Annotated in this window: 22 protein-coding genes; 10 read left to right on the top strand and 12 right to left on the bottom strand. The window is 43.5% G+C overall.

The genetic code is table 11. The features are described 5' to 3' along the window. Positions 1 to 24: 24 nt before the first annotated feature. Both A8708_RS12730 and A8708_RS12725 read right to left on the bottom strand, forming a co-directional pair. Entirely contained in the window at positions 25 to 651 is a 627-nt protein-coding gene (locus A8708_RS12730) for a glycerol-3-phosphate acyltransferase (RefSeq protein WP_068663897.1), read from the bottom strand. Further along, complete coding sequence (locus A8708_RS12725) at positions 648 to 1,742, bottom strand: glycosyltransferase family 2 protein (RefSeq protein ID WP_068663895.1); 1,095 nt, start codon at positions 1,740 to 1,742, stop codon at positions 648 to 650. Before A8708_RS12725 ends, A8708_RS12730 begins: the two co-directional genes overlap by 4 nt. A 171-nt stretch (positions 1,743 to 1,913) precedes the next feature. On the opposite strand from A8708_RS12725, the gene A8708_RS12720 reads away from it, so the two are divergent. From A8708_RS12720 to A8708_RS12710, 3 genes are all read left to right on the top strand, one after another. Continuing rightward, complete coding sequence (locus tag A8708_RS12720; RefSeq protein ID WP_068663893.1) at positions 1,914 to 2,156, top strand: hypothetical protein; 243 nt, start codon at positions 1,914 to 1,916, stop codon at positions 2,154 to 2,156. 36 nt (positions 2,157 to 2,192) lie between these two features. Beyond that, positions 2,193 to 2,948, top strand: coding sequence for a hypothetical protein (locus A8708_RS12715; RefSeq protein ID WP_068663891.1), 756 nt, complete (start codon positions 2,193 to 2,195; stop codon positions 2,946 to 2,948). A 524-nt stretch (positions 2,949 to 3,472) separates the two neighbouring features. After that, a complete protein-coding gene (locus tag A8708_RS12710; RefSeq protein ID WP_068663994.1) occupies positions 3,473 to 4,306 on the top strand; it encodes a helix-turn-helix transcriptional regulator in 834 nt (277 codons plus the stop codon). A gap of 288 nt (positions 4,307 to 4,594) precedes the next feature. On the opposite strand, the gene A8708_RS12705 is transcribed toward A8708_RS12710, so the two are convergent. The 9 genes from A8708_RS12705 to A8708_RS12670 all read right to left on the bottom strand — a co-directional run bounded on the left by A8708_RS12705 (position 4,595) and on the right by A8708_RS12670 (position 14,040). Further along, positions 4,595 to 5,503 (bottom strand): phytanoyl-CoA dioxygenase family protein, encoded by a 909-nt coding sequence (locus tag A8708_RS12705; RefSeq protein ID WP_068663889.1) that lies wholly within the window; start codon positions 5,501 to 5,503, stop codon positions 4,595 to 4,597. A gap of 62 nt (positions 5,504 to 5,565) precedes the next feature. Next, a complete protein-coding gene (locus A8708_RS12700; protein WP_068663993.1) occupies positions 5,566 to 6,357 on the bottom strand; it encodes a response regulator transcription factor in 792 nt (263 codons plus the stop codon). A 6-nt stretch (positions 6,358 to 6,363) separates the two neighbouring features. Then, the gene (locus A8708_RS12695; protein ID WP_068663887.1) at positions 6,364 to 8,145 is read right to left on the bottom strand and encodes a sensor histidine kinase; all 1,782 of its coding nucleotides are present in this window, start codon (positions 8,143 to 8,145) and stop codon (positions 6,364 to 6,366) included. Positions 8,146 to 8,276: 131 nt separating this feature from the next. Further along, a complete protein-coding gene (locus A8708_RS12690) occupies positions 8,277 to 9,104 on the bottom strand; it encodes a carbohydrate ABC transporter permease (RefSeq protein ID WP_068663881.1) in 828 nt (275 codons plus the stop codon). Positions 9,105 to 9,108: 4 nt separating this feature from the next. Further along, the gene (locus A8708_RS12685) at positions 9,109 to 9,978 is read right to left on the bottom strand and encodes a carbohydrate ABC transporter permease (protein WP_157264738.1); all 870 of its coding nucleotides are present in this window, start codon (positions 9,976 to 9,978) and stop codon (positions 9,109 to 9,111) included. Positions 9,979 to 10,061: 83 nt separating this feature from the next. Then, on the bottom strand, positions 10,062 to 11,390 hold the full coding sequence (locus A8708_RS12680; protein WP_068663877.1) for an ABC transporter substrate-binding protein: 1,329 nt from the start codon (positions 11,388 to 11,390) through the stop codon (positions 10,062 to 10,064). A 777-nt stretch (positions 11,391 to 12,167) separates the two neighbouring features. After that, positions 12,168 to 12,338, bottom strand: coding sequence for a hypothetical protein (locus tag A8708_RS35420; RefSeq protein WP_157264736.1), 171 nt, complete (start codon positions 12,336 to 12,338; stop codon positions 12,168 to 12,170). Positions 12,339 to 12,405: 67 nt separating this feature from the next. Then, positions 12,406 to 13,242, bottom strand: a complete 837-nt coding sequence (locus A8708_RS12675; RefSeq protein ID WP_068663875.1) for an AraC family transcriptional regulator — start codon at positions 13,240 to 13,242, stop codon at positions 12,406 to 12,408. 63 nt (positions 13,243 to 13,305) lie between these two features. Then, a complete protein-coding gene (locus A8708_RS12670) occupies positions 13,306 to 14,040 on the bottom strand; it encodes a phytanoyl-CoA dioxygenase family protein (protein ID WP_068663873.1) in 735 nt (244 codons plus the stop codon). Between the two features lie 619 nt (positions 14,041 to 14,659). Here A8708_RS12670 and A8708_RS12665 point away from each other — a divergent pair. The 4 genes from A8708_RS12665 to A8708_RS12650 all read left to right on the top strand — a co-directional run bounded on the left by A8708_RS12665 (position 14,660) and on the right by A8708_RS12650 (position 19,599). Then, positions 14,660 to 16,318, top strand: coding sequence for a CotS family spore coat protein (locus A8708_RS12665; protein WP_157264734.1), 1,659 nt, complete (start codon positions 14,660 to 14,662; stop codon positions 16,316 to 16,318). Positions 16,319 to 16,335: 17 nt separating this feature from the next. Next, positions 16,336 to 17,478, top strand: a complete 1,143-nt coding sequence (locus A8708_RS12660; RefSeq protein ID WP_068663869.1) for a glycosyltransferase family 4 protein — start codon at positions 16,336 to 16,338, stop codon at positions 17,476 to 17,478. A gap of 175 nt (positions 17,479 to 17,653) precedes the next feature. Further along, positions 17,654 to 18,214, top strand: coding sequence for a helix-turn-helix domain-containing protein (locus A8708_RS12655; RefSeq protein ID WP_068663867.1), 561 nt, complete (start codon positions 17,654 to 17,656; stop codon positions 18,212 to 18,214). Between the two features lie 182 nt (positions 18,215 to 18,396). Further along, positions 18,397 to 19,599 (top strand): CynX/NimT family MFS transporter, encoded by a 1,203-nt coding sequence (locus A8708_RS12650; RefSeq protein WP_068663865.1) that lies wholly within the window; start codon positions 18,397 to 18,399, stop codon positions 19,597 to 19,599. A 188-nt stretch (positions 19,600 to 19,787) separates the two neighbouring features. On the opposite strand, the gene A8708_RS35415 is transcribed toward A8708_RS12650, so the two are convergent. After that, positions 19,788 to 20,225, bottom strand: a complete 438-nt coding sequence (locus A8708_RS35415) for a hypothetical protein (protein WP_068663864.1) — start codon at positions 20,223 to 20,225, stop codon at positions 19,788 to 19,790. 238 nt (positions 20,226 to 20,463) lie between these two features. On the opposite strand from A8708_RS35415, the gene A8708_RS12640 reads away from it, so the two are divergent. Genes A8708_RS12640 through A8708_RS12630 form a run of 3 tightly spaced genes read left to right on the top strand, consistent with a single transcriptional unit; the run spans position 20,464 to position 23,721 of the window. Beyond that, positions 20,464 to 21,447 (top strand): sugar phosphate nucleotidyltransferase, encoded by a 984-nt coding sequence (locus A8708_RS12640; protein ID WP_068663862.1) that lies wholly within the window; start codon positions 20,464 to 20,466, stop codon positions 21,445 to 21,447. Further along, positions 21,444 to 22,736, top strand: coding sequence for a UDP-glucose dehydrogenase family protein (locus tag A8708_RS12635; protein ID WP_082927460.1), 1,293 nt, complete (start codon positions 21,444 to 21,446; stop codon positions 22,734 to 22,736). Before A8708_RS12640 ends, A8708_RS12635 begins: the two co-directional genes overlap by 4 nt. 31 nt (positions 22,737 to 22,767) lie before the next feature. Continuing rightward, complete coding sequence (locus A8708_RS12630) at positions 22,768 to 23,721, top strand: NAD-dependent epimerase/dehydratase family protein (RefSeq protein ID WP_068663860.1); 954 nt, start codon at positions 22,768 to 22,770, stop codon at positions 23,719 to 23,721. Positions 23,722 to 24,041 lie beyond the last annotated feature (320 nt).

Here is a 24,041-nt window from a genome sequence, read left to right as displayed (position 1 = left end):
GCGGCAAGTTCTTCACGGTATATTTCAAGGGAGAGTCCCCTCTTGTTCCTTCTTCCTTTTACGCAACCATGCAGCCAACTCTTTCTGATGCTTGAACATAATGAGCAGCGTATTCCCTACCCATATCCACATATGCACTGCCGCTGCATCCCTCACATACAGATACACTCCCATAAGGAGCATCCCGATCACCACCTGCTGACCATCCACTTCTGACGAGATCGGCTTCCATTTGTTAATAACTTTCATCCCACCTAGCATGACTGCCAAAATAACCGCCAAAGCAAGTGACACTTCAAATTGTGTCAAGCCACTCCAAATGCCGAAAGTAACGGCGATGGCTTTGCCCCCTTTTCCACGTAAAAATGGCGAAAAAGCATGCCCAAAAATCGGCGCTAACGCAACTGGGATCAATCCATACCCCGACACTCCGCCAACATGTACAGCCAATAGAATGATGAGATATCCTTTGATAAAATCGAGCAAAACCCCAGCAATGCCCAGCCGATATCCCGCCGCTTTCCATAGATTGAGTGCACCTGGATTGCCGTCCCCAACGGTTTTCAGATTTTTCCGAGCTAACCGGCCTAACCAGTAACTAAACATGAGCGCACCTGATATAAAAGCACCTATCGTCCAAACGATAATCATTGCACTCGCCTGCTTCCTACCTTGACGTGCCGCCCTTTCCAGGCCACATGCCCTAGAAATACGACCTGATACATCGAGTACAGCATCACCATAATAAAAAACAACGTCGACACAACGTGTATCACGGGTGTAACCTTGCCGAAAATTCCAACGTATCTTACAAAATAAAATAGCTGTGCCATGTACAATAGGTAGCCGATTAGAAGCGGTATGCCCCAGGATGTTGCCAGGAAAAATGGGAACGCTGCTGAGAGAACCAGCCCTGTCGCCCAACTCGCGGTAAGCATTAGCGTGCCTGCTTTGAGTTTAGACGTGCCTAGGACAGCACCTTTGCCGAAGCCTTGGATCTGACTCTTGAGACTCTGAGGATACATGCGAAAAGATACCAGCCCGTAGCCGATAAAATTATTTACTGGTATGCCAGCCCTTGCATAGGCAGCGCCCAGATTCAAGTCATCTAGCATTTCCGATTTGATACCTTCATGGCCTTTGATGGATTCGTAATCTTCCCTCGTCGTTACAATACAAGAACCGTAGAGGCCTTTCTGATTATTTTTCTTTTCAAAAGGAGACGTAAACGCAAATACACCGAGCACATTAAAGATGAGCGCTAGTCTCTCTCTTAGATTCTCCGTGTAATGGTAGGGCACAATTGACAATACGCCACCGAGTTTATTCCGCGCTTTTACCAAACATTCTAAGGCTCGCGGTGCGAATCGAATATCGGCATCCAGGAAGGCAATCAGATCACCAGTAGCTTTGGAATAACCGTTCCATACGGCCCAGTTTTTGCCCGTCCACCCATCAGGCAGCTTAGGATTGGAAATCACGGTAACACCGTAATTTTCAGCTATTTCCCTTGTGTGATCCTCCGAAAAATCATCCACTACAATGACTTCGTAGGGTTCCAAGGTTTGAATTTTCAGGGCATGCAGAAGGTGAGGAAGATTATCCGCTTCATTCCTAGCCGGAATTATAATGGATAACTTAACTTCATTCAGCGCTTGATCGGTGCTGCGGGGTATCACTTGTCTTCTGAAGATCATGAAGCCAGACAGACACCCTAGGACACATATGACTAGTAACGCCATCCTTGGAATTCCTCCTTCACATCCGTTGTTAACGGGGCAGTGCGAAACGCTAATCAATCCGGGAATACAGGCTATATAGATGTATATGAAAGATCAATCGCTTCTCATGCGAACAATTCACTCGGTATGTTATAATATTGCTTATCACTTATTAGGAGGCATACCTTGCCTATGAAAATCTATGTCATCCTCTCTTTTGATGGGGAAACACTTGAGAATGTTTATGTCGGTCCCGACGAGGACAAAGCGCTTGCGTTTAAGCCTGCTGATTTTGACAATTGCGATGCGCTTTTTGTGGAAATATGGGAAGACGGAGAAAAGACCGATGATTTCCGGCTAGAAGAAGAGGAAAACCTGGAAGCTGAAGTTGAGGATCAAGATAATGAAGGGGACCATGAGGAAAAAGTGAAATAAATACCCCTCTATATACAATGGAAAGGTTGATTACATATGGATTATGCGTTCGCTATTCAGCCAGATGCGTTTACTCGTTTTGATGAAGAGTCCGAGCTGATTGAACAATGTAAAGAATGGGGTTTAGTTTCTGAAAAAGCAGTCAAAGCGAAAGCCTTCTTCTATAAAGGCAATAGCCTCAATGTAGCTTGCAATATCGTCGGCCTCGTGGATCCCATGACAGCTGTCATTGAACTAGATACGAAGCAGTTGCACTGCATACATCCCTCCTATTTGAAGGAAATGCAGGCTGCGAACTATAGCCAACGCGGCGCAGCGCTAGCTGAAGAGGCTGCTGTTGCGGACGAGGCTGAGGGTGCTGCTGAGCCAGAAGAAAAGCCAGCTAAGGCCGCAAAGTCCAAGAAGGCCGAAGATATTTCTGAAGTAGGACAAGCAGCCCCTGCTGAGAAAGCGCCACCTAAGGAAAAAACGAAAAAAGAGAAAGCCCCTAAACTGGAGCTTCCTGAAGAAAAAGTGAAAATGAAGGCAACGGTTACCGAGTTTACGACCGTACCGAACAACTTCTCAGACACCGATGATGAAGTCATCATCTATGAAGCTGTATCCATCCTGGATCCAGCACTAGAGGTAGGAACCGCCTGGTCGAGCCACAGTGCAACGCTCAAGAAGCTCGAACTCGCCGTCGGCGACACCGTCACCTTCGAGTGCAAAATCGTCGCGAAGAAGCTGAGCAAGCATCCGGTGCCTTATAAGATCAACAATCCCGGGAAAATGCAGAAAGTAACGGAATAAGAGATGGTAGAGCTCTAGGTTAGAGCTCCAGTCCAAGAGCTACAGCTACAGTGCTTCAGACACAGTGCTTCAGACACAGTGCTTCAGCCCCTTTTGGGGGCTGGAGTTTTTTTGTTGGCACGGCGGTCGCTTCAGCGGTCTGGTGGAGCAACCGGAATAAGGCCCAAAATGGGCCTTATCTCTTCCCGCGACGCCACGCGGACTAACTTTAGCGCCCTAAATGGGCGCTAACATCTCCGCTGCGCTCGCTTTCCCCGCGCTCCGGCCGCCATAACACCCCAACCAACACTTCAAAACACAGCTACTCAACACCTCTTCCGCCTCAACATACGCGCTACTACTAACCCTACACGAATGAGCTACATAAAACATAACCCACACACCTACAAGTAGCTAGTTTTGTCCTTCATCCATTCCCACTCCCTACGCAACTCGTTGCCAAAAGCACTCTTCATTTTCAGCTCCTCATGCTATAATGAGCATTGAGAAAGGTGCTGATCCCTTTGGCTCCAGACCTGACAACCATGCAACCGGCAGAAACAATCGGTATGCTTGCAGATTATTATTTTCCACCCTACATTACATTAGCTCATATGTTCCATGCCCCGCAGGGATGGCGGATCTACAATCGGGAGATGACGCAGTACGTCCTGCAATATGTCGTCGATGGTTTTGCCCATTACCCTGTTGGCGATACCCCCTACGAGACGCGCCGCGGTGATCTCTTATTTCACCGTCCGAATGAACGACACTCGATTATCAAAGAAGACCACAGTCCTTATGTTTGTATTTCCCTTGTCTTTCATTTCGGTACGTCTGCGTTCCCGTACGAGGAACTCTTCAAGCATAAGCATCACCTCGGTAATTTCGCGGATCATCCGGTAGAAACGATGCTTTCCCAGCTTGTTTCGCACTATCGCCAGCCAGGACTCCTGCATCAAATGCACTGCCAAAGCTTACTCATGCGTATTCTTGCTGAAGCCGCGCAATCATTCGAAACGGGTTCTACCCGCGCCAAAACCGACACGCTCACAATGCCCAAACTCGTTCTAATCAAAAACTATCTCACCGAGCACTACGACCGCGAAATACAAATCAGAGAACTGGAAGATGTTTCTGGTCTCAGCAAAAACTACATTTTGAGCTTATTCCGCCAACATGTGGGCATGTCCCCCATGCAGTATTTGACGTGGATCCGCATCAACAAAGCGAAAGAACTAGCCATACACAGCAACCTTTCCTTCAGCGAAATCGCGGATCGTGTCGGCTATTCAGATGTCCACACATTCGGACGCATGTTCAAGAAAAAAACGGGACAAAGTTTAACCCAGTTTTGTTCGAATTTGATATATTCATAGTGGGAGGTGGGATATTGAACCTCCACTGTTTCACATTTAACTGGAAAATCTACAGCTATTCCAGTTAAATTCGCCTATTTTTTTGAAATAACTGGATTTCATGTAGCTAAACCTACTACTTCGGCTCATTCCAATCGAAATGTTACAAATTAAATGTATATTTTCCATCTATTCGCCAAAAATAAGAGTTTCCCAAAGATTTAACTTCATAAAATCCATCTATTTCATTAAACTCTTAAAAATCTCGACAATAAAAGGCTGTCCCTAAAGGGACAGCCTCCTACTTACTCATCTGCGCCAATATTCCGTGTGCGTATACCGATAGGTCTTCGGCACTTGCTTCGTACCTAGCGCAAAGGCACCCCTTGGTTGATAGTCATACGGCGTTTCACCTACTGTATAGACTGCTTCTTTGCGCTTCTCGATGCAATCGACGAGCATATGCTGCTTCAATGAGAGGTACTCTAGCGTATGCGGGCCAAATTCCGCTTCGATTTCACCTGGACGGAACTCATAGTACACGGTCCGGCGCAACGCATTCCCATCCCCCTCAGGTGAGCCATGCAGCAGCTGAATATTGTGGAAAATGACATCCCCAGGATGCATAGGCACGGGTACTGCATCGCTGACATCAAAACCTGGGAGTGCACAGCGCTGCTCAGCAACCTCAGCCCCCCAATGGTTCGAACCAGGAATAACCCACAAGCATGATTTCAGATCGGCTTCATCCAAATAGAAATCGACATTGAAGATCGGACGCGGATCTGTGCACCCCTCGGGCACTGACGCATCGCGATGCCAAGGCACACTGGCCGCTTGATTCGGAATTTTCACAACTAAGGAATCCCACGTTGGAATGAAGTTGACCCCCTGGATCTTAGCCACAGATCTTAATATAAACGGATGGGCAAGCAGTACCTTATTCGCCTCTTGCTTGTCGATAATAAATTCCGTCCGCCAATATTTGCGTTCTCCATTGGTCCTCACGCGGTACATATAATCCTCGTCATCACTTCCAGCTATCCCGATGTCTACAGCCATCATTGTTTGCTCTTGCAGGAGTCGAAGTTCTTCTCCAATAACCACATTGCGAATAACTAGGAAACCATTCTCCAAGAAAAACTGTGCTTGTTCACTCGTAATTTCATCTTGCAATAAAGCATCGGCTTCAGGTATATGGATCTTGTGTTGGCTCATGCGAACAACCTCCTCAACTATCTTTCATACCTTTACTTTACTGCAACGGATAGCGAAAATCTTTAGTCTAAACAGGCATTTTGGTTGCCAAAAGCACATTGTCCGCTTTGATATTCTTTTGGGGTCATACCGACAGACTTTTTGAACAACTTCGTGAAATAAACCGGATCCGAGTAACCCACTAGCGAGCCTACTTCGTACATTTTCACATCCGGATAATCTTCCAAAATATGCTTCGCTTTCACGATTCGCAAATCGGTCACATAGTCGGTAATCGTCTTATTCGTTTCCCTTTTGAACAACTTGCACAAATAACTTGGATTCAAACCTACTTTAGCGGAAAGCTCATTCAACTCAAAAGCTTGATTAAGATCAGACTCCAGCATGCGGATCACGTCGGCAATAATTTGTTTCTTATGAACCTTAGGCTCCTCTGCTACAGGACCAACTGTCTCCTTTTCAGAGGAATCCACTTCTGCAAAACGCTCCCCAACTCGCTTCAAAACTTGAAATAACTCCTTCTTGTTCACGGGCTTCGACAAATATTCTTCTACACCGAATCGAATGGCCTGGCGGGCATACTCAAATTCATTAAATCCACTTAATAGAAGGATATGCGCATCCGGATACTCCGCCCTTGTTCGTTCGATCAGCTTCATCCCGTCCATCATGGGCATTTTGATATCTGTCAGGAGGATCTTGCAATCCGCAGCTTCCCAGCCGTCCATTTTATCCATCGCTTGAATCCCGTTCGCACACAACCCTATAATCTCAATAGGTAACCCCATCGCCTCAACCATAGCTTGAAGACCTAATCGAATCCGCTGTTCATCGTCGACTATCAACATTTTCATCGTCATTTATGCGCTCTCCTTCCATACTTCCAGAACCGGCAGGACAATCGTTACGGTCGTGCCGACATTGATTTCACTACTAACTTGCAGACCGAATGGTGCCCCATACTGCAAAACAATGCGCTCATTCACGTTGGCAATCCCGATGTTATTGCGATTTTCTTGCTGCAAACCTAGCAACGCATTCCGAATCATTTTCAGTTGCGCTTCTTCCATGCCACACCCATTATCCCGAACGGCAAAATAGATCGCTTGCTTATCCTTGTAAGAACTAACCGTAATGAGACAATTCTCTTCCTTCATTTCAAAACCATGTAAGATGGCATTCTCCACGATAGGTTGAAATAATAGTTTAATAACTGGGTAACTAAGATGAGCTTCGCTGATGTTTACCTCCAGTTCAATGTCTTTGGAGAATCGGAAATTTTGCAGTGCCACATATTTCTCCAAATGATCCAATTCCTTATGAATTGTCACCTGATCCGTCCCTCGCAAAATGCCATACCGCAGCAGCTCCCCCAAATTGTAAGTCATTTCCGAAATCTCATAATCTCGCTTCACCTCAGCCGTCATGCGGATCACTTCCAGTGTGTTATAGATAAAATGAGGGTTGATTTGATGCTGCAGCGACCTGAGCTCAGCCTCTCGTTTGCGATTTTGCGTCTGATAGACTTCTTCAACTAGCTCATTAATTCTTCTAATCATATTATTAAAATGCTTCGCCAGTATGCCGAACTCGTCCGAATATTTCACCGGAATTTGAACATCGAGATTCTCCTTATTGACCTGTTTCATTGTCCTCATCAGCGTCCTTAACGGCCGTGTCAACGCAATGGCAATGATCGCAGATGTGACTAGCGCAACCGTGATCGACAGCAAAACGAGAATCATCGTGAAATCCCGAGTTACCCGCGTCTCCTCTGTCAAATGATCCACGGGAATAAGCACGATTTGTTTCCAGCCCGTCACTTCGGAAGTCGTATAGGATGTCAAATACGTCTTCCCTTCCAGCGTCACCTTGAAACTGCCCTGTGCCCCAACCGCTTTGCGAACCAGCTCATTACTCGCTACATTCGTTGAAATCCATCTCTGTTCGCTATCATAGATGACCGTATTCTGATCATCCAGCACCATGGTCCTGCCTGTGGTCACCTCATCCAACTCACGGACGGCATCCCCGATGACTTGAATTCTCGAGTCAAAGATGATCATGCCAATACCTTCTAACGAATTCGTATTTTTCAATTCTCGTGCAATCGAGAAATAATATTTGTCCGTATGACCAACCGTTATTTTCTGAGTGGAGATCACAATGGAAGAACCCTGTGCGTTCCGTACTTGTTGACGTAAGTCAACGGCTTGCTGCCGGATATCGGCTCGGATTGTATCATTCTTGGTGCTGTCATACATGTTGCCATAATTATCGAAAATGTACACGGATTCCGTATCGTTCTTCAAGCTATTCAAGCCTTTGACGAAGTTCTGGAGGCGGTTATTTTCTTCCACCGTTTTATTCGGATTCGCAAGCGACTCCTGAATATCTTGCATATAAATCTGGCTGCCTGTTACACGTTTGATATCCGAGACATATTGGTCTACCCGCTCCAAAATTTTCTGTGAAATCTGATTCACATAGAGAGCCGTATTCTTTTCAATCGACTTTGAATAACTTGAATATGAGATCATTGAGATTGTAACTATCGGCACTGTGATCCCAATGACAAACACCGTAATTAGCTTCTTAGTAAGTGACAGCCTCACAATCCAATGCCATATTTCACTTTGCACAACAAGTTCCCCCTAGCTCTCTCGCAGGAATGTAAGCCCTTTCTTTTTAAAATCCAAGAAAACCCATGGCTCTACAGTTAGGGCCTTGGGTTACTATTTCGACTCACCAGCAGCGGTGTCCTGCTCATTCATTATTTCACCGAACCATTCGTAATCCCGGAGAAAATGTAGCGTTGCAAGAACAGAAATAACAACACTGTCGGAAGTAAGATAATCAGAATTGCTGCACAAATTAATTGCCACTCGGCACTATTCGTACCTGTAAATTTCATCAAGGTGGTCGATACCACACCTAGCTTCTGCGAAGGCATATACAAATATGGCGTGTACATATCATTATATATTGAAATGGTTTTCAGAATAATGACCGTTGAAATGGCCGGTGTCAGCAGTGGAACGATAATCCGGTAGAAAATGCCATACAGCGATAAACCTTCGATCATTGCATTCTCATCAAGCTCATAAGGAATATTACGAATAAACTGAAGCAAGATGTAAATTTGTACGACGTCCGCTCCAATGTATAGGAGCACAGGTGCGAAATGTGTATTGAATAACCCCAACCATTTGATAATCGAGAAAATCGCCACTTGTGTCGTGATTGCTGGAATAATCGCCGCTCCGGTATACAGACCCAGTATAAGAAAGCGTCCTGGAAATTTAAAACGCCCGAGCACGTACGCTACCATTGTCCCCATGACAATATTACCAATCAAGGATAAGCCTATCACGATGGTCGTATTCAGAAACGCCTGCCCGAGGTTCCCCCGTTCAAACACAAGTTGGAAATTCTCAAAATTAAGAAAGGAGTTTGGCAATGAAAACGCGCTGGACATGCCATATTCCTTGCTCCCCTTAAAGGCATTTACACACAAGATATATAGGGGGAAAAAGATAATTAGGCTGGCAAAGGACAAAAGCGTGTATTTCACTGCCGATGTGATTGGTCTTGGCTTCATGGTGTCACTCCTCCTTTCCTCCAACAATTCTGCGTTGTGCCGATACTACGACAATCACGACGATCATGAGCAGGACGCTCATCGCTGATGCGAGTCCAAAGTTGTTATATTGAAACGCGGTCTCCACTGTTTGCTGAACATACGTTTTGCTTGCCGCCAAAGGACCGCCTTTGGTCAGTACGAAAGGAAGGTCGAAAACTTCCAAAGCCCCGATCACCGTCAGAAACAGATTAAGCTCGATAATTTTCCTCATACCAGGGATTGTAATGTAACGAAGCACTTGGAATCGTCGTGCACCGTCTATTTTAGCTGCTTCATAGAGATCTTCAGGCAACGACTGTAGTGCCCCTAAGTATACTACCATATTGAAACCCATAAACTTCCACACGCCAATTGAAGCTAGAGATATGTTGACAAGACCTGGCTTACCTAACCAAGAAATCGGATCCATGCCTAGCAAACTTAAGAAATAATTCAATGAACCCGTATTCGTATCGAACACATAACCGAACATAAACGCTACAGCGACGCCATTCATAATGTAGGGCAGAAATAAGACTGTCCGAAACATGTTCCGTCCCTTGAGCTTACTGTTTAACAGGACAGCGAAGAAAAAGGCAACTACATTTTGCAGGATACCACCTACGAAGTAAGCAACATTATGAAGGAAAATATAAAAGACTTCCCTATTCCCCATAAGCTCTTTGTAATTTGAGAGTCCAACCCACGTTTTGACCGGTGCTAACCCATCCCATGATGTAAAGCTTAGGTAAATGAGCCTCAATGCTGGATAGTAGGTAAATGTCAAAAGCAGCATGAGCGGCACAATTAAGAAAGATACGATTAGCGTAATTTTTTGTTGTTGGTAGCTCATCTCCATACCTCATTGCTCTTTAATTTGAAAAAAGAGGATTGAATGCCTGCAATCTGATCATTCAGCCCTCTTAAGCCTAACGTTTACTTACCAAGCGCTTTCTTCGCATCTACCCATTTTTTGTTATATTTATCAAATACTTTGGCTACATCTGTTACCGCTACTTCTTGTGCGATATCGTTCAAGTCAATTTGCGCTTTGTTTTGGATCGCCATGGCATCGCTGTTATCCGCAGCGATTTCAACGAAGTTCAAGTCTTTCGTAGCTAGGAAGTCCGACAATTGGGTTACCGAGGACTTCTTATCCTTCAAAGATGGAATGAAACCAGCGAAATCATCATAGCCGGAATCCTCAATCAACCATTTAACGAAAGCTTTTGCTGTCTTGAGGTTCTTGCTATTTTTGCTAACTGCATAGAAATAGTCAGGTGTCATGAGGGTAGTCAGCTTACCCGAATTATCGAATGGCATTGGGAAGAAGCCTACATTCGCACTCTCTGTGCCATTTTCAATGACTTGTGGGATGACCCAGTTCGGCAAGAGGTACATTGCCATTTTACCAGAGGCTACATCCTTCTTGGATTGCTCCCAGTTCGAGGAGTTGATGTCTTTCTCGACATAACCCTTGCTGATCATCGTTTTGAGGATACCAAGTGACTTGGCGAACGCACCATTCGGGTCAAAAGCATTCTCCTGCTTGATGCGATCATTCCAGAAGTTCGGATTTCCGGACATCGCTACAGCTACGTGCTGCCATGTGTAGAGCGGCCATTTGTCCTTATAATTAGTTGCTAGAGGTACAATCCCCTTCGCTTTCAGCTTCTCTGATGCCGCATAGAATTCATCGAGCGTCTTCGGAAGCGCTGTAACACCGGCATCAGCGAAGGCTTTCTTGTTGTATACAATGCCTGTTGTGGAACCTCCAGTTACGAGGCCATACGTACCTCCGTTCGCTGTTTTGTAGTCTTTGAAGCGAATTTTATCATTCAGGCCGAGATCATCCAGTGGGGCAAAATAATCAGGAAGCTGTGTATTCGGAATGTTCGGAATCAAAACGACATCGGGCACTTCTGCTGTAGCTAAGCGTAATTTGATAGCAGCTTCATAATCCTTCAGCGCTTCGAATTCCACATCTGCATTCGGAAACTTCTTCTTGAAAGCTTCTTTATATTCTTTCAACTTCGTATCAATTAAATCTGTGCGGTTTGTTGCGAACACGATCTTCCCTTTAATCTCATCGTTCGGGTTCGCCGCTTTGGGAGCTTCCGTCGCTGGGGCTGGCGTAGCCGCTGCCGTTGAAGCTTTGGCTGCTGGTGTTGAGCTAGCAGTCGTTGTCGTTGTTTCCGATCCGCATGCTGCGAGTAACGTTGCCAGTAAACAAATTGATGTTGCAGCTACTAATGTCTTCTTCATCCTATTTCCCCCAATGAACTAGTTTGTGTAGCGCTTACATTTTTATTATAAAACGTTCAAACCTCGAGTAAAATGGCACGCATTTGTTTTTCCTTGTACTGTATTTCCACTTTTCGGTTGCCATTGCTCAGGTAATAAGTATGGAAGTTGATGCTGCTCAAACTAACTAACTGGAAAAACTACAGTTATTTCATAGGAAATAACGTGATAATTTGAATTAGATGGAAATTATGTAGTTAAATTCGCCATTCTCTTACCAATTCGTCAAATTGACTGAATTTAACTGTATAAAATCCATTTATTTGATAATTTGACGGAATTTCTTAATAATTAACGGGAGAAAATCCATCTATTTACGGCGAGGGTGGTAATTGATGGCAAGGCGAGATAAGGTGAGTGTAAACCCATTTCTACTTAAAACACCTAGCTAGATACCGACTCCCCTACTCTGCCCCACCTTTTCTTTCTCTTCTCTTCTCTTCTCTTCAATTCTCTTCACTTCTCTTCTTTCCTCAATTCCCTTCTACTTTTCTTTCTTTATTTACTTTTCTTATTTCTCCTTCTTTTTCTACTTTTCTCTGCCCACTCTACTTTTCTATCCCCCTCTTGTTTCCCCCTATCCCCACCAGTATCCTATGGCACCTCCTACCTCACCATCAGTACACTATTCATTTCCTGTGCCAGTGACAGAACCCTACAAAAAACAAAAAAACACCTGACCATGTCGGGTGCCTTACTCTGGTTACTCCCAGCCTCTACTATGCATTTGTACCAGGCCTAGTGTTTCAATCTTCTTCTCGATTCGAGCTCCTGCTTCAGCGCTTTCTCCACCAGTTCGGCCATCATATCGAATTTCTCAGCAACCGTGTAGGGAGATAATGCCCCGCAGTGCGAACAACGCTGTGTATGGAGTTCTGTTGGTTTGGAGCACGATTTGCAAGTAATCATGAGAGGTTGTCCCCTTTGTGTGGATTAGATATATCTATTATACACATCTAGACATCAACACACACCTTTAGTTCGAACGAAAAGTTCGCGGTGAACTTCCATACTTCTGCTTGAACGCTCTTTCGAAATGCGTTAAGGTATTGAATCCTGAGGCAAAGCAGATTTCCGTAATTGGAATATCCGAAGCTTGCAGAAGGGATTTGGCAAATTGTAATCGTAACCCTTGTAAGTAGATTTGGAACGAAATACCTGTCATTTTATGAAAAACGAGACTAAAATAATTCGGCGCCAAGCCCGCTTGCTTAGCTGCATCTTCCAATCGAAGTTCTTCGCGAAAATGATGGTGCATATACACAAGCGCTCGCTGAAGCGTTGAGGACTGCGACGGCGTGACCGGCAGCTCTGGCTGACCTTTCCCATCATGGAAAGTTCGAAATAAATACAACAGAATTCGCTCAAAAGCTCCTTTAATCAGAATAGAATGTCCTGGCTTCATTAGCTGAACCTCATCGCGAATCATGCTAAACTCTGACTCTATCGCATCATGATGAGCTTCATTCAAATCCACCATATATTCGGCAACTTGCCCAAACATGAACTCACGCATCCCCTGATCTAGCAGTTTCTCATCAAAGACTAGATTATACAGCTCCATCGGTTCATCCGGATAGGAATAGATTTCATGAAAGTCAGCAGGAGTCAACAAGAACAAGCTTCCTTTGCGCAATTCATGTGCAGTTCCATTAACCGTATTCATCCCTCTACCTCGAAGCACAAAACAAAGCTCATAGAATTCGTGCCAATGCAGAGCATGGATCTCATTAATATGTTGAAAGTATATTTGATAGGAGGATGCAGGATGAATAAACTGTTCAGTCGTTAATCGGACGGGTTGCTTCTTCATCCATTTCCTCCTCGTGGTCAATTCGTTTATTATAAGATTTCGTTCATCAAGTTACATTTCCTTCTACTCCACATTCGCATATTGATTTCCAGCTAAATCTTTACCGCGAGCTAACCACACTCTGTGATTAGCATTTTTATCCTCAAAGACCTTAGTGTCTGTTGAGAAATATCGCATGGTATAGCCGCAGCGGCGAAAGTCACTCTTGTTGGGATCGGCGCCGTGCATAATGCGTGAATCATGCAGCGAGCATTGACCCCTTTGGAGCTCAAAATGAACTGCATTGGATGTATCTACGTTTTTAATTTGCGTACTAAAGAGATTCGTCTCGCCGTCTACTTTCTCGTACTCTGAAAATCCATGAGCATGGGTACCTGGAATGACTTGCATACAGCCATTTTCCTTCGTACTGTTATCAATAGCCAACCAGACAGTAATGATGTTATCGAAGCTTGAGACCCGGCCTTTCCAATAGGCAGAATCTTCATGCCAAGGCGTTGCACGGCCAACAATCGGATCCTTGCAAATAAAATGAGAGGACCAAAGACCGATGTTAGGACCGATAATTGGCTCAACTAGATCCAACACTTCATCCGATAACAGGAAGTTCAACAAGCGTTCTTCGCGGAAATGCGGCGTGTCTAACTCATCGGATAGTTTGCTGCCTTTTTGCTTCAACTGATCCTCAAAAATCCCCGTTAATTCGGCTAATTTATCCCCGGAGAATAACTGTTTAGCATACAGAAAATACCCATTTTCCTTATAAAAGGCTACTTCTTCTTGCGTCAATGTACTCATCTTGACCCCTCCTGAAAGTGTGTTCTTAGCTATACACTTACTATACCTCGGAGAAGAATGCTAAGACTTATCATAAACTTAGAAGAAGTTAGCGTATCTTCAGAGTAATCACACCCAGTACCAGAAAATAAGCAACAGCATCGTAAACCAAAAAGCATTCAACAAACTCTCTCCATCTTATTCAAATGCTTGTCCACCAGCTTTCCATAGCTCTATACATACTGCGAAAGCAATAGAAGTAAGGAACGATACAAGTATATAAATGACGAAAGACTGCGTCTTATCCGCTTTACTCACGTTAAGATTGACTTACCGCACTTTGCGAAACCTTTTGGTTTCGTTTTCAATATATGAAACCATTTGGTTTCATATCAAAGATATATTCCCGTATAAAAGTATGCGGAAGTCTAATCGTTTTTCGTGAAGTTCCACTCTTGTACATATCAACGATTCACCTAATGACATATGCATAGAATTAGATAAACCTAATTCGGTTTATGTGAGGTGATCATTCGTTTTCACAGCAGTATGCAAACGCACAGAAGTAAAACTAAAGTAATGTCGCAGATTGGGTAAATGCTTAGAACGTACAATTCACTTTAAAATACGTGATGGAGTGATGGTGGTGGAAAATTATCAAATCGTACCCTGGATCGATGACGTCTTGGAACCAGGAATCGTAGCTAACATGTATGTTCCTCCTGGACTAGAGATGCTGGCAAGAGAGGTCATGGGACATTATGACATGCAGGTCCATGATATGCTCTTGATTACCTCTAAGCCCGATAAAGGCGGCGCTATTTGGAAAATCAGCACAAGTAAAGGCAACCTCAGTATCAAATGTCTGCACAGACGCCCTCGAAGAAGTCTTTTCAGTGTAGGTGCTCAATCCTATATGTCTGGTCTAGGTTACCGTGTACCCTCTTTCATTCCTACCAAAGAAGGGAACATGTTCGTCGAAGCAGGCGGTAAACTCTGGATCGTGACAGACTGGATTGAACCCTTGGTACCCGTATCCAAAGTCGATTTGGAAGGCGCTTCTCAGCTGTGCTTTGGCTTAGGGGAATTCCACAATAACTCACGTGGCTATGTTCCACCTTCTGGTTCGGAGAAATCCTCGCGCATCTTTGGATGGGGCAAATATTACGAGAAAATCATTGCCAAAATCGGCTGGTTTCAGGATATCGCTCTCGCCTACTCGGATACTGCAGCAAGCGCAAACTTGCTTGCCGTTATTGATGAATTCAAAAGGCAAGCGAACGACATGTATCAACGTTTCCAAAATTCCCCTTACCACAAGATGATCGCCAAAGGTGAACCCCATTGGGGACTTGCTCATCAAGATTTTGGATGGTCCAACGGCCAAATGGGACCTGGCGGCATCTGGGTCATTGACTTAGACGGCGTATCTTATGATCTGCCTATTCGGGACTTACGAAAATTAATCACTAGCACCATGGATGATATGGGTGTGTGGGATTTAACCTGGATTCGCGGCATGATTGAAGCCTATCATAAGGGCAATCCCATAGACCAAGAAACCTTCGAGATCTTATGGATCGATATGGCTTTTCCTAATGAATTTTATAAGCATGTCAAAGAAATTGTGTTTAATCCCCAAGTTTTCCTTGATACTGAGCTTGCGCCAATTCTTCAAAGAGTCATGACAACAGAAGCAAGCAAATGGCAGGCATTAACCGAGCTCGAAAAAGATAAGGCAAACTACCCTGCTGGAGACTACTCGGCGGATTACGTCAAACCTTCTCTCCAACGTCCTTCTATTGTTCTTCCTGGAGATCTATTAACGCCTGTTTACTCCGAGATGCCCGTTACGCCTGTTGAAGTGGTCCAACCTGAGCCCGTTAATGCTGGAGACTCTACGACTACCGCACCTACAGTTCCAGCTCTTATTCCATTCCCAACTCGCAGACAGAAACGATTTAAACTTCGCGTTCCACGGAAGCGTCGCGCTGCAAAAAGAACTAGAATCATCAAGAAAACCCGTTATCTGAGACGTAGAAAATTAAAAAGACTTACAAAATGGAAACGTCTCACAGGTGTAAAAATCATTACGGGTTACAGAAAATCGCTCAAGAAAAAAGTGAAACCAGTATTCCGTTCTCGGAAGAAACCAATAAAACGCAAACTCGGACTTAAAAAACCGATGAAACGCGAAATCAAACCAACAATGAAAAAAATAAAACACCCACTAACCAATAAGAAAGCACCACCGCCATGGAAAAAAAGGCAGATTCCCCCTAGAAAAAGGACCGCCTGAGAAAGGAAGCTGTTAACTTGAACATTCTGATGATTTGTACAGAAAAGCTGCCTGTCCCCAACATTCGAGGGGGAGCTATTCAAACCTATATTGACGGTGTGGCTTCGCTACTAAGTAAACATCACAGAATTACCATATTAGGAAGAACGGACCAGTCATTACCTAACGATGAACATGTAAATGGCATTCGTTATGTTCGTGTGGAATCCCATGGACTACTGGAAGCATACGCGACGGGGGTTATCGAATTCCTTAGGCATACACCAGAGCATTATGATCTGATTCAAATTTTCAACCGCCCGTTGCTGGTCCTTCCCGTTAGAGAAGTTGCCCCTTCCTCACGGATTATTCTAAGTATGCATAACGATATGTTCAATCCCTTCAAAATCGGGGCAAACGAAGGAAATCAAGTCATTGAACAAACCGAGCGCATTATTACAATTAGCAACTATATTGGCACTGCTATCTGTGATTACTATCCACAAGCAGCTAGCAAAATAAAACCGATATATTCCGGCGTTGACTTGCATCGTTTTGCCCCATGGATGGAGTCGGAACAGGCAAGGATTGCGCGTGAGAGCCTAAGAGCTGAACACAATTTATCCAACAAGAAAGTTATTCTGTTCGTTGGACGGCTTACACGTAATAAGGGCCCCCATGTGTTAGTTCGTGCCATGTCTCAAATTCAACATCAGGATGCTGTACTCGTTGTAGTAGGAGGTGCATGGTTCAGCGATAACTCCGTAAGCGATTATATCGCTTATGTCAGAGCACTCGCCGTGCGCTCACCCCTTCCCGTCATCACAACCGGGTATGTTCAAGCACAAGATATTCACCGCTGGTTCTGTGCAGGAGATGTCTTTGTATGCACGTCGATTTGGCAGGAACCCTTAGCGCGCGTTCATTATGAAGCTATGGCCGCTGGACTGCCCTTCCTTACAACAGCTCGAGGAGGCAACCCAGAGATTATAAGAAATAATAATGGTATACTCATCAATAACCCAGAAGATCCGAATGAATATGCACAGACACTCAATTCCTTGTTGTCGGATATGAACCATGCACGCCACATGGGACTTAATGGACGAAGATTGGCAGAACAATATTTCCCTTGGGAACGTGTCGCTCAGGAAATTCTTGCTGTCTGGGAACAAAGATAATCTAATATGACGTATCATGTTAACTTCATTGGCTGTCCCATAAGTAGACACATCTACTTAGGGACAGCTCATTTATTTCGTAGGCGTGTAGTCAGGCATCAAATTCTACTCGTATGGAAAAGAATCCAAATAAATAATATACTAGCTATAACTGTTTTTTGTTGAGGTGAATCTAATGGATGAAATCAATGAATCAAAAGAAATTGTATTACAAATCGGTGTTACCTTGAAAAAGTATAGAAAAGAAAAAAACATGAGCTTAGATGACTTATCGGAACTAACGGGCGTAAGTAAACTTACTCTGGGGAATATCGAACGTGGCGAGACAAATCCGACTTTGGCCATTATATGGAAAATTTCAAAAGGTATATCTTTACCGCTATTGGCTTTGTTTAAATCAGAAGATTCTGCTAGTTTGTATCGAGCAGGTGAAGGACTGCGGTTTTCTAATGATCACAAAAATTGGATCATTGAACCCGTTTTTAAAAGTAACGATATTGAAATGTGCCGTGCTTACTTACAGCCAAATAGCTCGTATCAGCCTGAAGGTCATCATGTCAATACAACTGAAATTGCGACAGTCATGACTGGTTCCATTGAAATTCAAGTCAATGGAGAGATGTACATATTGAATCAATATGATACGATCAGTTTTCGTGCAGATTCCCCTCATTCTTATACCAATCATACGGATAGCCAAACCGTGCTCCATATATCCTTAAAGTACGATTTCTAAAGTCGAATATGGCACTTATTACATACAACTCTGAATTCCATGAAAGGAATTTCAGAGTTGTATTTTTGTTTACAGATCTAATTTAGTATATTATAAATTACCTATTGATTGAAATAATATATTATAATATACTTTTATTATTCGCGCGGATGTATCGTTTTTCAAGGAAGGAGAATTTAAGAATGCCGTACAAACAAACTAATAATGCCGTACCCTCATCTATTGGGCTGATCATACTCGGCATTATTGTTATTGCAGCTAATTTACGTACTCCCTTAACATCAGTCGGTCCTTTAGTGAGTTTAATCAGGGATGATGTTCATATTTCAAATACATTAGCAGGTCTGATCACAACGGTACCCTTGCTTACCTTTGCTTTATTATCGCCTCTTGTACCAAAATTAGGACAAAGATATGGGGTTGAACGTACCATACTGTTCGCCCTACTCTTTCTGACAGCAGGTATTGTAATTCGCTCTATATCTGGCGCAGCTAATCTGTTTATTGGGACAGCCATACTTGGATTCGCAATTGCCGTATGTAATGTATTATTGCCAAGTATAATCAAAAGGGATTTCCCGAATAAAATTGGCTCCATGACAGGTGTTTATGCTATTTCAATGAATTTATGTGGAGCAATCGCATCAGGAATCAGTGTGCCTCTAGCGGTGAACGCAGGTCTAAAATGGCAGGGAGCATTAGGAATATGGGGGATTCTAAGCTCTATAGCGATCCTCTGTTGGTTACCTCAATTAAGGAATAAAACGAAGCAAACTACTACGACAAGTCAACAAATGACCAGTAACGAGGTGAATGTTTGGCGATCCCCCATTGCCTGGCAAGTAACCTTGTTTATGGGGATACAGTCCATGGTTTTCTATGTGTTGATCGCATGGTTGCCTGAAATTTTAAAGGAGCAAGGAATTGATCCGAACCTATCAGGATGGTACCTTTCGATTATGCAGATAGCTATGCTTCCATTTGCCTTTATTGTCCCTGTTATTGCTGGGCGCATGTCTAACCAACAGTTGTTAGTGGTCATTACAACCATTTTGCTTTTGACGGGAACGATTGGACTTCTTTACGGAAGCTCCAATATGATTCTGTTGTGGATCATCATGCTCGGAATTGGTGGAGGCTTCGCCTTTAGTTTGTCCATGATGTTTTTTGGGTTACGTACTGAAAATGCACATCAAGCTGCGGAACTGTCTGGCATGGCGCAATCGATCGGATATCTTTTGGCTGCGGTCGGACCTGCTCTTATCGGATATCTGCATGATGCGACAAATAGTTGGAACCTGCCACTTTTCATTCTGCTTGGCGCTGCGGTCTTGCTCTTTCTATTCGGTATAGGAGCAGCAAGAAACCGTTTTGTAGGCAGCTGAAATAACGAACATAAATGAAATGGTACTTGGTTGCATTGTTATACCAAAGAGTACGTTATTTGAAAGACAACAACGGCAGTCTAAGACTTTATTATTCAAGTCTTGGTCTGCCGCTGCTTCTTTTATGGGATCCCTCTATATCTTTATTTTCACCGAACATCCATCACATATACATAGAATTCCTTTACTTATGCTTCGTCGTCTTCGTCTTCGTCATCATCGTCATCATCGTCATCGTCATCTTCATCGTCGTCTTCGTCATCTTCATCTTCATCTTCATCTTCATCTTCGTCATCACTATTTACAGCAGACACCGTTACTTCTTCGTCGTCGTCTTCATCTTCATCTTCATCTTCATCTTCATCGTCTTCATCTTCATCATCTGATTCTTCGTCTGATTCTTCTTCCTCGTCATCCTCATCATCGTCTGAACCAAAAGCGATTTTACTACCGTCAGCTAACTCCACTTCTACTTCGTCCACTTCGGCCCAAGCGATGTCATTTCTTAGATCTTTGATCTCTGCTAAATCAATTTTGTTTTTGTCACCGTTCTCATACTCTAATGAGAGTTCTACCACTTCAGGATGCGCTTTTAAATAACTGAGTAATTGTTCTAAATTTTCCAACAAAATCATTCCCCTCACCGCAAATTAGAAACTTTAATGTCTCCCTGTATACTATGATATTTCATTATTCCTGCTTAGGCTCTTGATAGAGTAGATTGGCGGATTATGTTTGTCCTGAAGGAAGCATTTCCATAAAACGTATACATATCAGCTTATTCTCCCTGTGAATAGCCCTTACATTTCATAATTTTCATCATAAATTAATAATGTCTTCATATAGACAAGGAGGTAAAAGCTTATGAAAGGATTAATTCTCTGTGCAGGCATAGGTACTAGACTCCAACCTTTTACTAATATTAAACCTAAAGGTCTGCTTCCAGTGGCGAATAAACCCTTAATTCATTATGGTATTGAAAAGCTAGTGGAATTAGGCATCGACGAAATCGGAATTGTTATCCGGCCCAATCTTCATTCCATGTTTATGGAAGATGTAGGCGTTGGCGAGAGGTGGAATGTAAATATCACATATATTTTTCAAATTAATCCTTTGGGAATCTCAGATGCAGTGAAACACGCCGAAGCTTACATGAATAACGAACCTTTCGTACTGCTTCTTGGCGACAATTTAATTACAGAAGATCTTCATGACTTGTGCCATGCCATTACACATGACAATCATGATGCAGCCATTCTTCTAAGAAAGGTTGCGAATCCAAGCGCATTTGGAATTGCAGAGATAAGTCATGATCGTATTATTGGTCTTGAAGAAAAGCCTTCAGAGCCCAAGTCAGATCTTGCGGTTCTGGGGAGTTATGCGTTTACACCAAGTATCTTCCAAGCTGTACACGCGATTAATCCTTCCGCCAGAGGCGAATATGAAATTACAGATGCGATACAATGGCTGATCCAACATAACTATTCGGTTACCTATCAAATGACAGAAAAGAATTTCTCTGATGTCGGGACGATGGAAGGCTGGCTGGAAGCGAATCGGTGGATGTTGACACAGTTAGCTGATGAAGGTTTGCTAGCGACCCGAACAGATTATCCAGGAACTACTTTAATCCCACCTGTATGCATTGACCCTAGTGCTGAATTAATTAATTGTGTAATCGGACCTTACGTAACGATAGGACCTAATATCAAACTCGAAAGTTGTACATTGGACAACAGCATCTTGTTAGAGTATGCCATTCTTAATCCTAACCACTACCCTATGACGAACTCAATTATCAGTCCATTGTCGATGTTTGTGCAGGAAGACGGAGGGTCAGGAAAATGAAAATTTTGATTATGGGTATGGGGTACGTAGGTATTACAACGGGCTTGTTATTTGCTGAATTAGGATGGCAAGTTACAGGATTGGATACAGATACAATGAAAATACATGCATTAATGGGGGGCAAGTTATCTTTCTATGAACCCGGGTTAGACCTCTTATTAAAGAAACATCTTGAATCCGGAAATATCCATTTCACTACCTCACCCGAAAAGGGTATTCGTGAGAATGACATTATTTTCATATGTGTCGGTACCCCCTCCGACAAAGATGGAAGCGCTGATCTCCAAGCAGTACGAGGAGCAGCCACGAGTATTGGTACTTACATGAATGACTATAAAATCATTACTGTGAAAAGCACAGTTCCTATAGACACAAACCGCAAATTAGTCGAATGGATCACCGAGTCGCAACTTCAACCCCAACCTTTTGATGTCGTCTCTAACCCCGAGTTCCTTAGAGAAGGCAGCGCCTTGTATGATTCTCTGAATCCGGATCGAATTGTTATTGGAAGCGATAGCGAGCGAGCAGCCCAAGTTATTCAATCCTTATATAGCAGCATTCATGCCCCTATCTTGTTGACTAATCCCCGAACAGCAGAATTGATCAAATATGCTTCGAACGCCTACTTGGCAACGAAAATTTCTTATGTAAATGAATTAGCAAGACTTTGTGAATCTTTGGAAGTCAATGTCACCGATGTCACGAAAGGAATGGGAATGGACCAACGGATTGGCCCTCATTTCCTGAAAGCCGGGATCGGTTATGGCGGTTCCTGCTTCCCGAAAGACAGCATGGCTCTCTTATACACGGCGAAAGAGCAGCAAGTTGAATTGAGCATTCTTGACCGCGTTGTTGCCGTCAACAACTCGCAATCTACCCACTTTTTGACTATATGGGAGCAAAAGATAGATGGATTTAGTGGTAAAACGGTTGCGATTCTCGGCATTTCCTTTAAACCGAATACCGATGATTTAAGAGAAGCACCAGCCCTCTCCATCATTCAACAATTACAACATAAAGGAGTCCACCTCCGAGTACACGATCCCATTGCCAAGTTGCCTCAAGCATTCCTCTCTGAAAAAGTTCAACAATTCGAATCCATTGAGACCACATTGCAGCATTGTGACGCAGTCATCCTGTGTTCGGAATGGAAAGATTATCGAGAAGCGGATTGGCAGCAGTTAAGAGCACATATGAAAAACTATTATATTTTTGATGGGAGAAATACGTTGAACGGCAAAGAAATGACCAAGCTAGGCTATGCTTATTTCGGTATTGGATATAGATAATATATTGCTGAAAGAAAGGAAGTTACTTGCGATGAAAATCCTCGTTACAGGAGCGGCAGGTTTTATTGGATCGCATCTATGTGAGAAGCTTCTCCAGGATCCACGGAACGAAGTCATCGGATTGGATGCACTGGTTCAGAAATCTCCAACTCCTATCCAAGTAAGAGAATATAATCTGCGGTATTTAAGAAACCATGAACGCTTCACTTTCATTAACCAAGATTTATTGCATGTTCAATGGGGGGAAATTCTTCCTGGTGTCAACATTGTCTACCACTTGGCTGGCATGCCTGGGGTGCGTTCAAGCTGGGGAGAAGACTTCAAAACCTACGTCACGAATAACATTGAAGCTACACAGCGACTACTGGAAGGTTGTCGGATGTATCCTGTCAGTAAGATCGTATATGCATCGACCTCTTCCGTTTATGGCGAAAAAACGAATCAAGTAAATGAAACCTCTACGACAGAGCCGCTCTCACCTTATGGGATCACCAAACTGACTGGAGAGCAGCTCTGTAAGGTTTATGCAACGAAAGATAGGTTACCTATCGTTGTCTTACGTTTCTTCACGGTGTACGGTCCTAGACAGCGACCTGATATGGCTTTCCATCGGTTCATTCAACATATACGTCACAATAAGCCCATACCGATTAATGGCGACGGACTCCAAACACGCGACTTTACATTTGTTGGTGACTGTGTTGAAGCGATTGCAGCAACGGCGCATGCAGCGAATATCATAGGTGAAACGATAAATATCGGAGGCAAAGAACGTGCTTCTGTCCTTGATTGTATCGCCATTCTCGAAGAACTTTATGATCGAAAAATAGACAGGCAATTTCTTGGCAAGGCTTCCGGAGAACCCCGACATACTTGGGCTGATATCAGCAAAGCACAATTACTCCTCGGCTATCAACCCAAAACGGATTTACGAACTGGTTTACAAGCAGAAATCATGGATTTAACTCAGACGCCTTATTTATGAGGGGGACACACATTCACATATAACTGGATTTTCTACATGTAGTCGTTTGTAGAAACATCCAGTTTTTCTGTTGAAAATTTATTCGGGCTACGCGCCCGCCTTTTGCTCGCGTTAGTCGATTTTATCGACGATCTCCCGACCTTTGGCCTACAATCTTGTAACCTCTAAATATATCGTCACAATTACAAGCGTTTTCATCACTTTTATTAACTAAAACCAGCATTTTCCTGCATAATCACGCGCTCTCACGGTTGCATTTCCCACTCTTATCGTTTATATTTTTATCTTGCTGGCTATCCTATTTGCATATAATTCGGTTT

Origin of the sequence: Paenibacillus oryzisoli (assembly GCF_001653565.1) — a bacterium.
GTDB classification, from domain to species: domain Bacteria; phylum Bacillota; class Bacilli; order Paenibacillales; family NBRC-103111; genus Paenibacillus_E; species Paenibacillus_E oryzisoli.
Note: the sequence above shows the minus strand (reverse complement) of the source record. Positions and strands in the feature narration are given on the sequence as shown.

Bases quoted from the DNA above. Each gene is read 5' to 3' on its own strand.
- A8708_RS12650 (WP_068663865.1), top strand. From the start codon at position 18,397: ATGCCGTACAAACAAACTAATAATGCCGTACCCTCATCTATTGGGCTG.
- A8708_RS12675 (WP_068663875.1), bottom strand. From the start codon at position 13,242: ATGAAGAAGCAACCCGTCCGATTAACGACTGAACAGTTTATTCATCCT.
- A8708_RS12715 (WP_068663891.1), top strand. From the start codon at position 2,193: ATGGATTATGCGTTCGCTATTCAGCCAGATGCGTTTACTCGTTTTGAT.
- A8708_RS12730 (WP_068663897.1), bottom strand. From the start codon at position 651: ATGATTATCGTTTGGACGATAGGTGCTTTTATATCAGGTGCGCTCATG.
- A8708_RS12665 (WP_157264734.1), top strand. From the start codon at position 14,660: ATGGTGGTGGAAAATTATCAAATCGTACCCTGGATCGATGACGTCTTG.
- A8708_RS12630 (WP_068663860.1), top strand. From the start codon at position 22,768: ATGAAAATCCTCGTTACAGGAGCGGCAGGTTTTATTGGATCGCATCTA.
- A8708_RS12680 (WP_068663877.1), bottom strand. From the start codon at position 11,390: ATGAAGAAGACATTAGTAGCTGCAACATCAATTTGTTTACTGGCAACG.
- A8708_RS12705 (WP_068663889.1), bottom strand. From the start codon at position 5,503: ATGAGCCAACACAAGATCCATATACCTGAAGCCGATGCTTTATTGCAA.
- A8708_RS12655 (WP_068663867.1), top strand. From the start codon at position 17,654: ATGGATGAAATCAATGAATCAAAAGAAATTGTATTACAAATCGGTGTT.
- A8708_RS12700 (WP_068663993.1), bottom strand. From the start codon at position 6,357: ATGAAAATGTTGATAGTCGACGATGAACAGCGGATTCGATTAGGTCTT.
- A8708_RS35420 (WP_157264736.1), bottom strand. From the start codon at position 12,338: ATGATTACTTGCAAATCGTGCTCCAAACCAACAGAACTCCATACACAG.
- A8708_RS12635 (WP_082927460.1), top strand. From the start codon at position 21,444: ATGAAAATTTTGATTATGGGTATGGGGTACGTAGGTATTACAACGGGC.
- A8708_RS12710 (WP_068663994.1), top strand. From the start codon at position 3,473: ATGCAACCGGCAGAAACAATCGGTATGCTTGCAGATTATTATTTTCCA.
- A8708_RS12690 (WP_068663881.1), bottom strand. From the start codon at position 9,104: ATGAAGCCAAGACCAATCACATCGGCAGTGAAATACACGCTTTTGTCC.
- A8708_RS12720 (WP_068663893.1), top strand. From the start codon at position 1,914: ATGAAAATCTATGTCATCCTCTCTTTTGATGGGGAAACACTTGAGAAT.
- A8708_RS12725 (WP_068663895.1), bottom strand. From the start codon at position 1,742: ATGGCGTTACTAGTCATATGTGTCCTAGGGTGTCTGTCTGGCTTCATG.
- A8708_RS12640 (WP_068663862.1), top strand. From the start codon at position 20,464: ATGAAAGGATTAATTCTCTGTGCAGGCATAGGTACTAGACTCCAACCT.
- A8708_RS12670 (WP_068663873.1), bottom strand. From the start codon at position 14,040: ATGAGTACATTGACGCAAGAAGAAGTAGCCTTTTATAAGGAAAATGGG.
- A8708_RS12685 (WP_157264738.1), bottom strand. From the start codon at position 9,978: ATGAGCTACCAACAACAAAAAATTACGCTAATCGTATCTTTCTTAATT.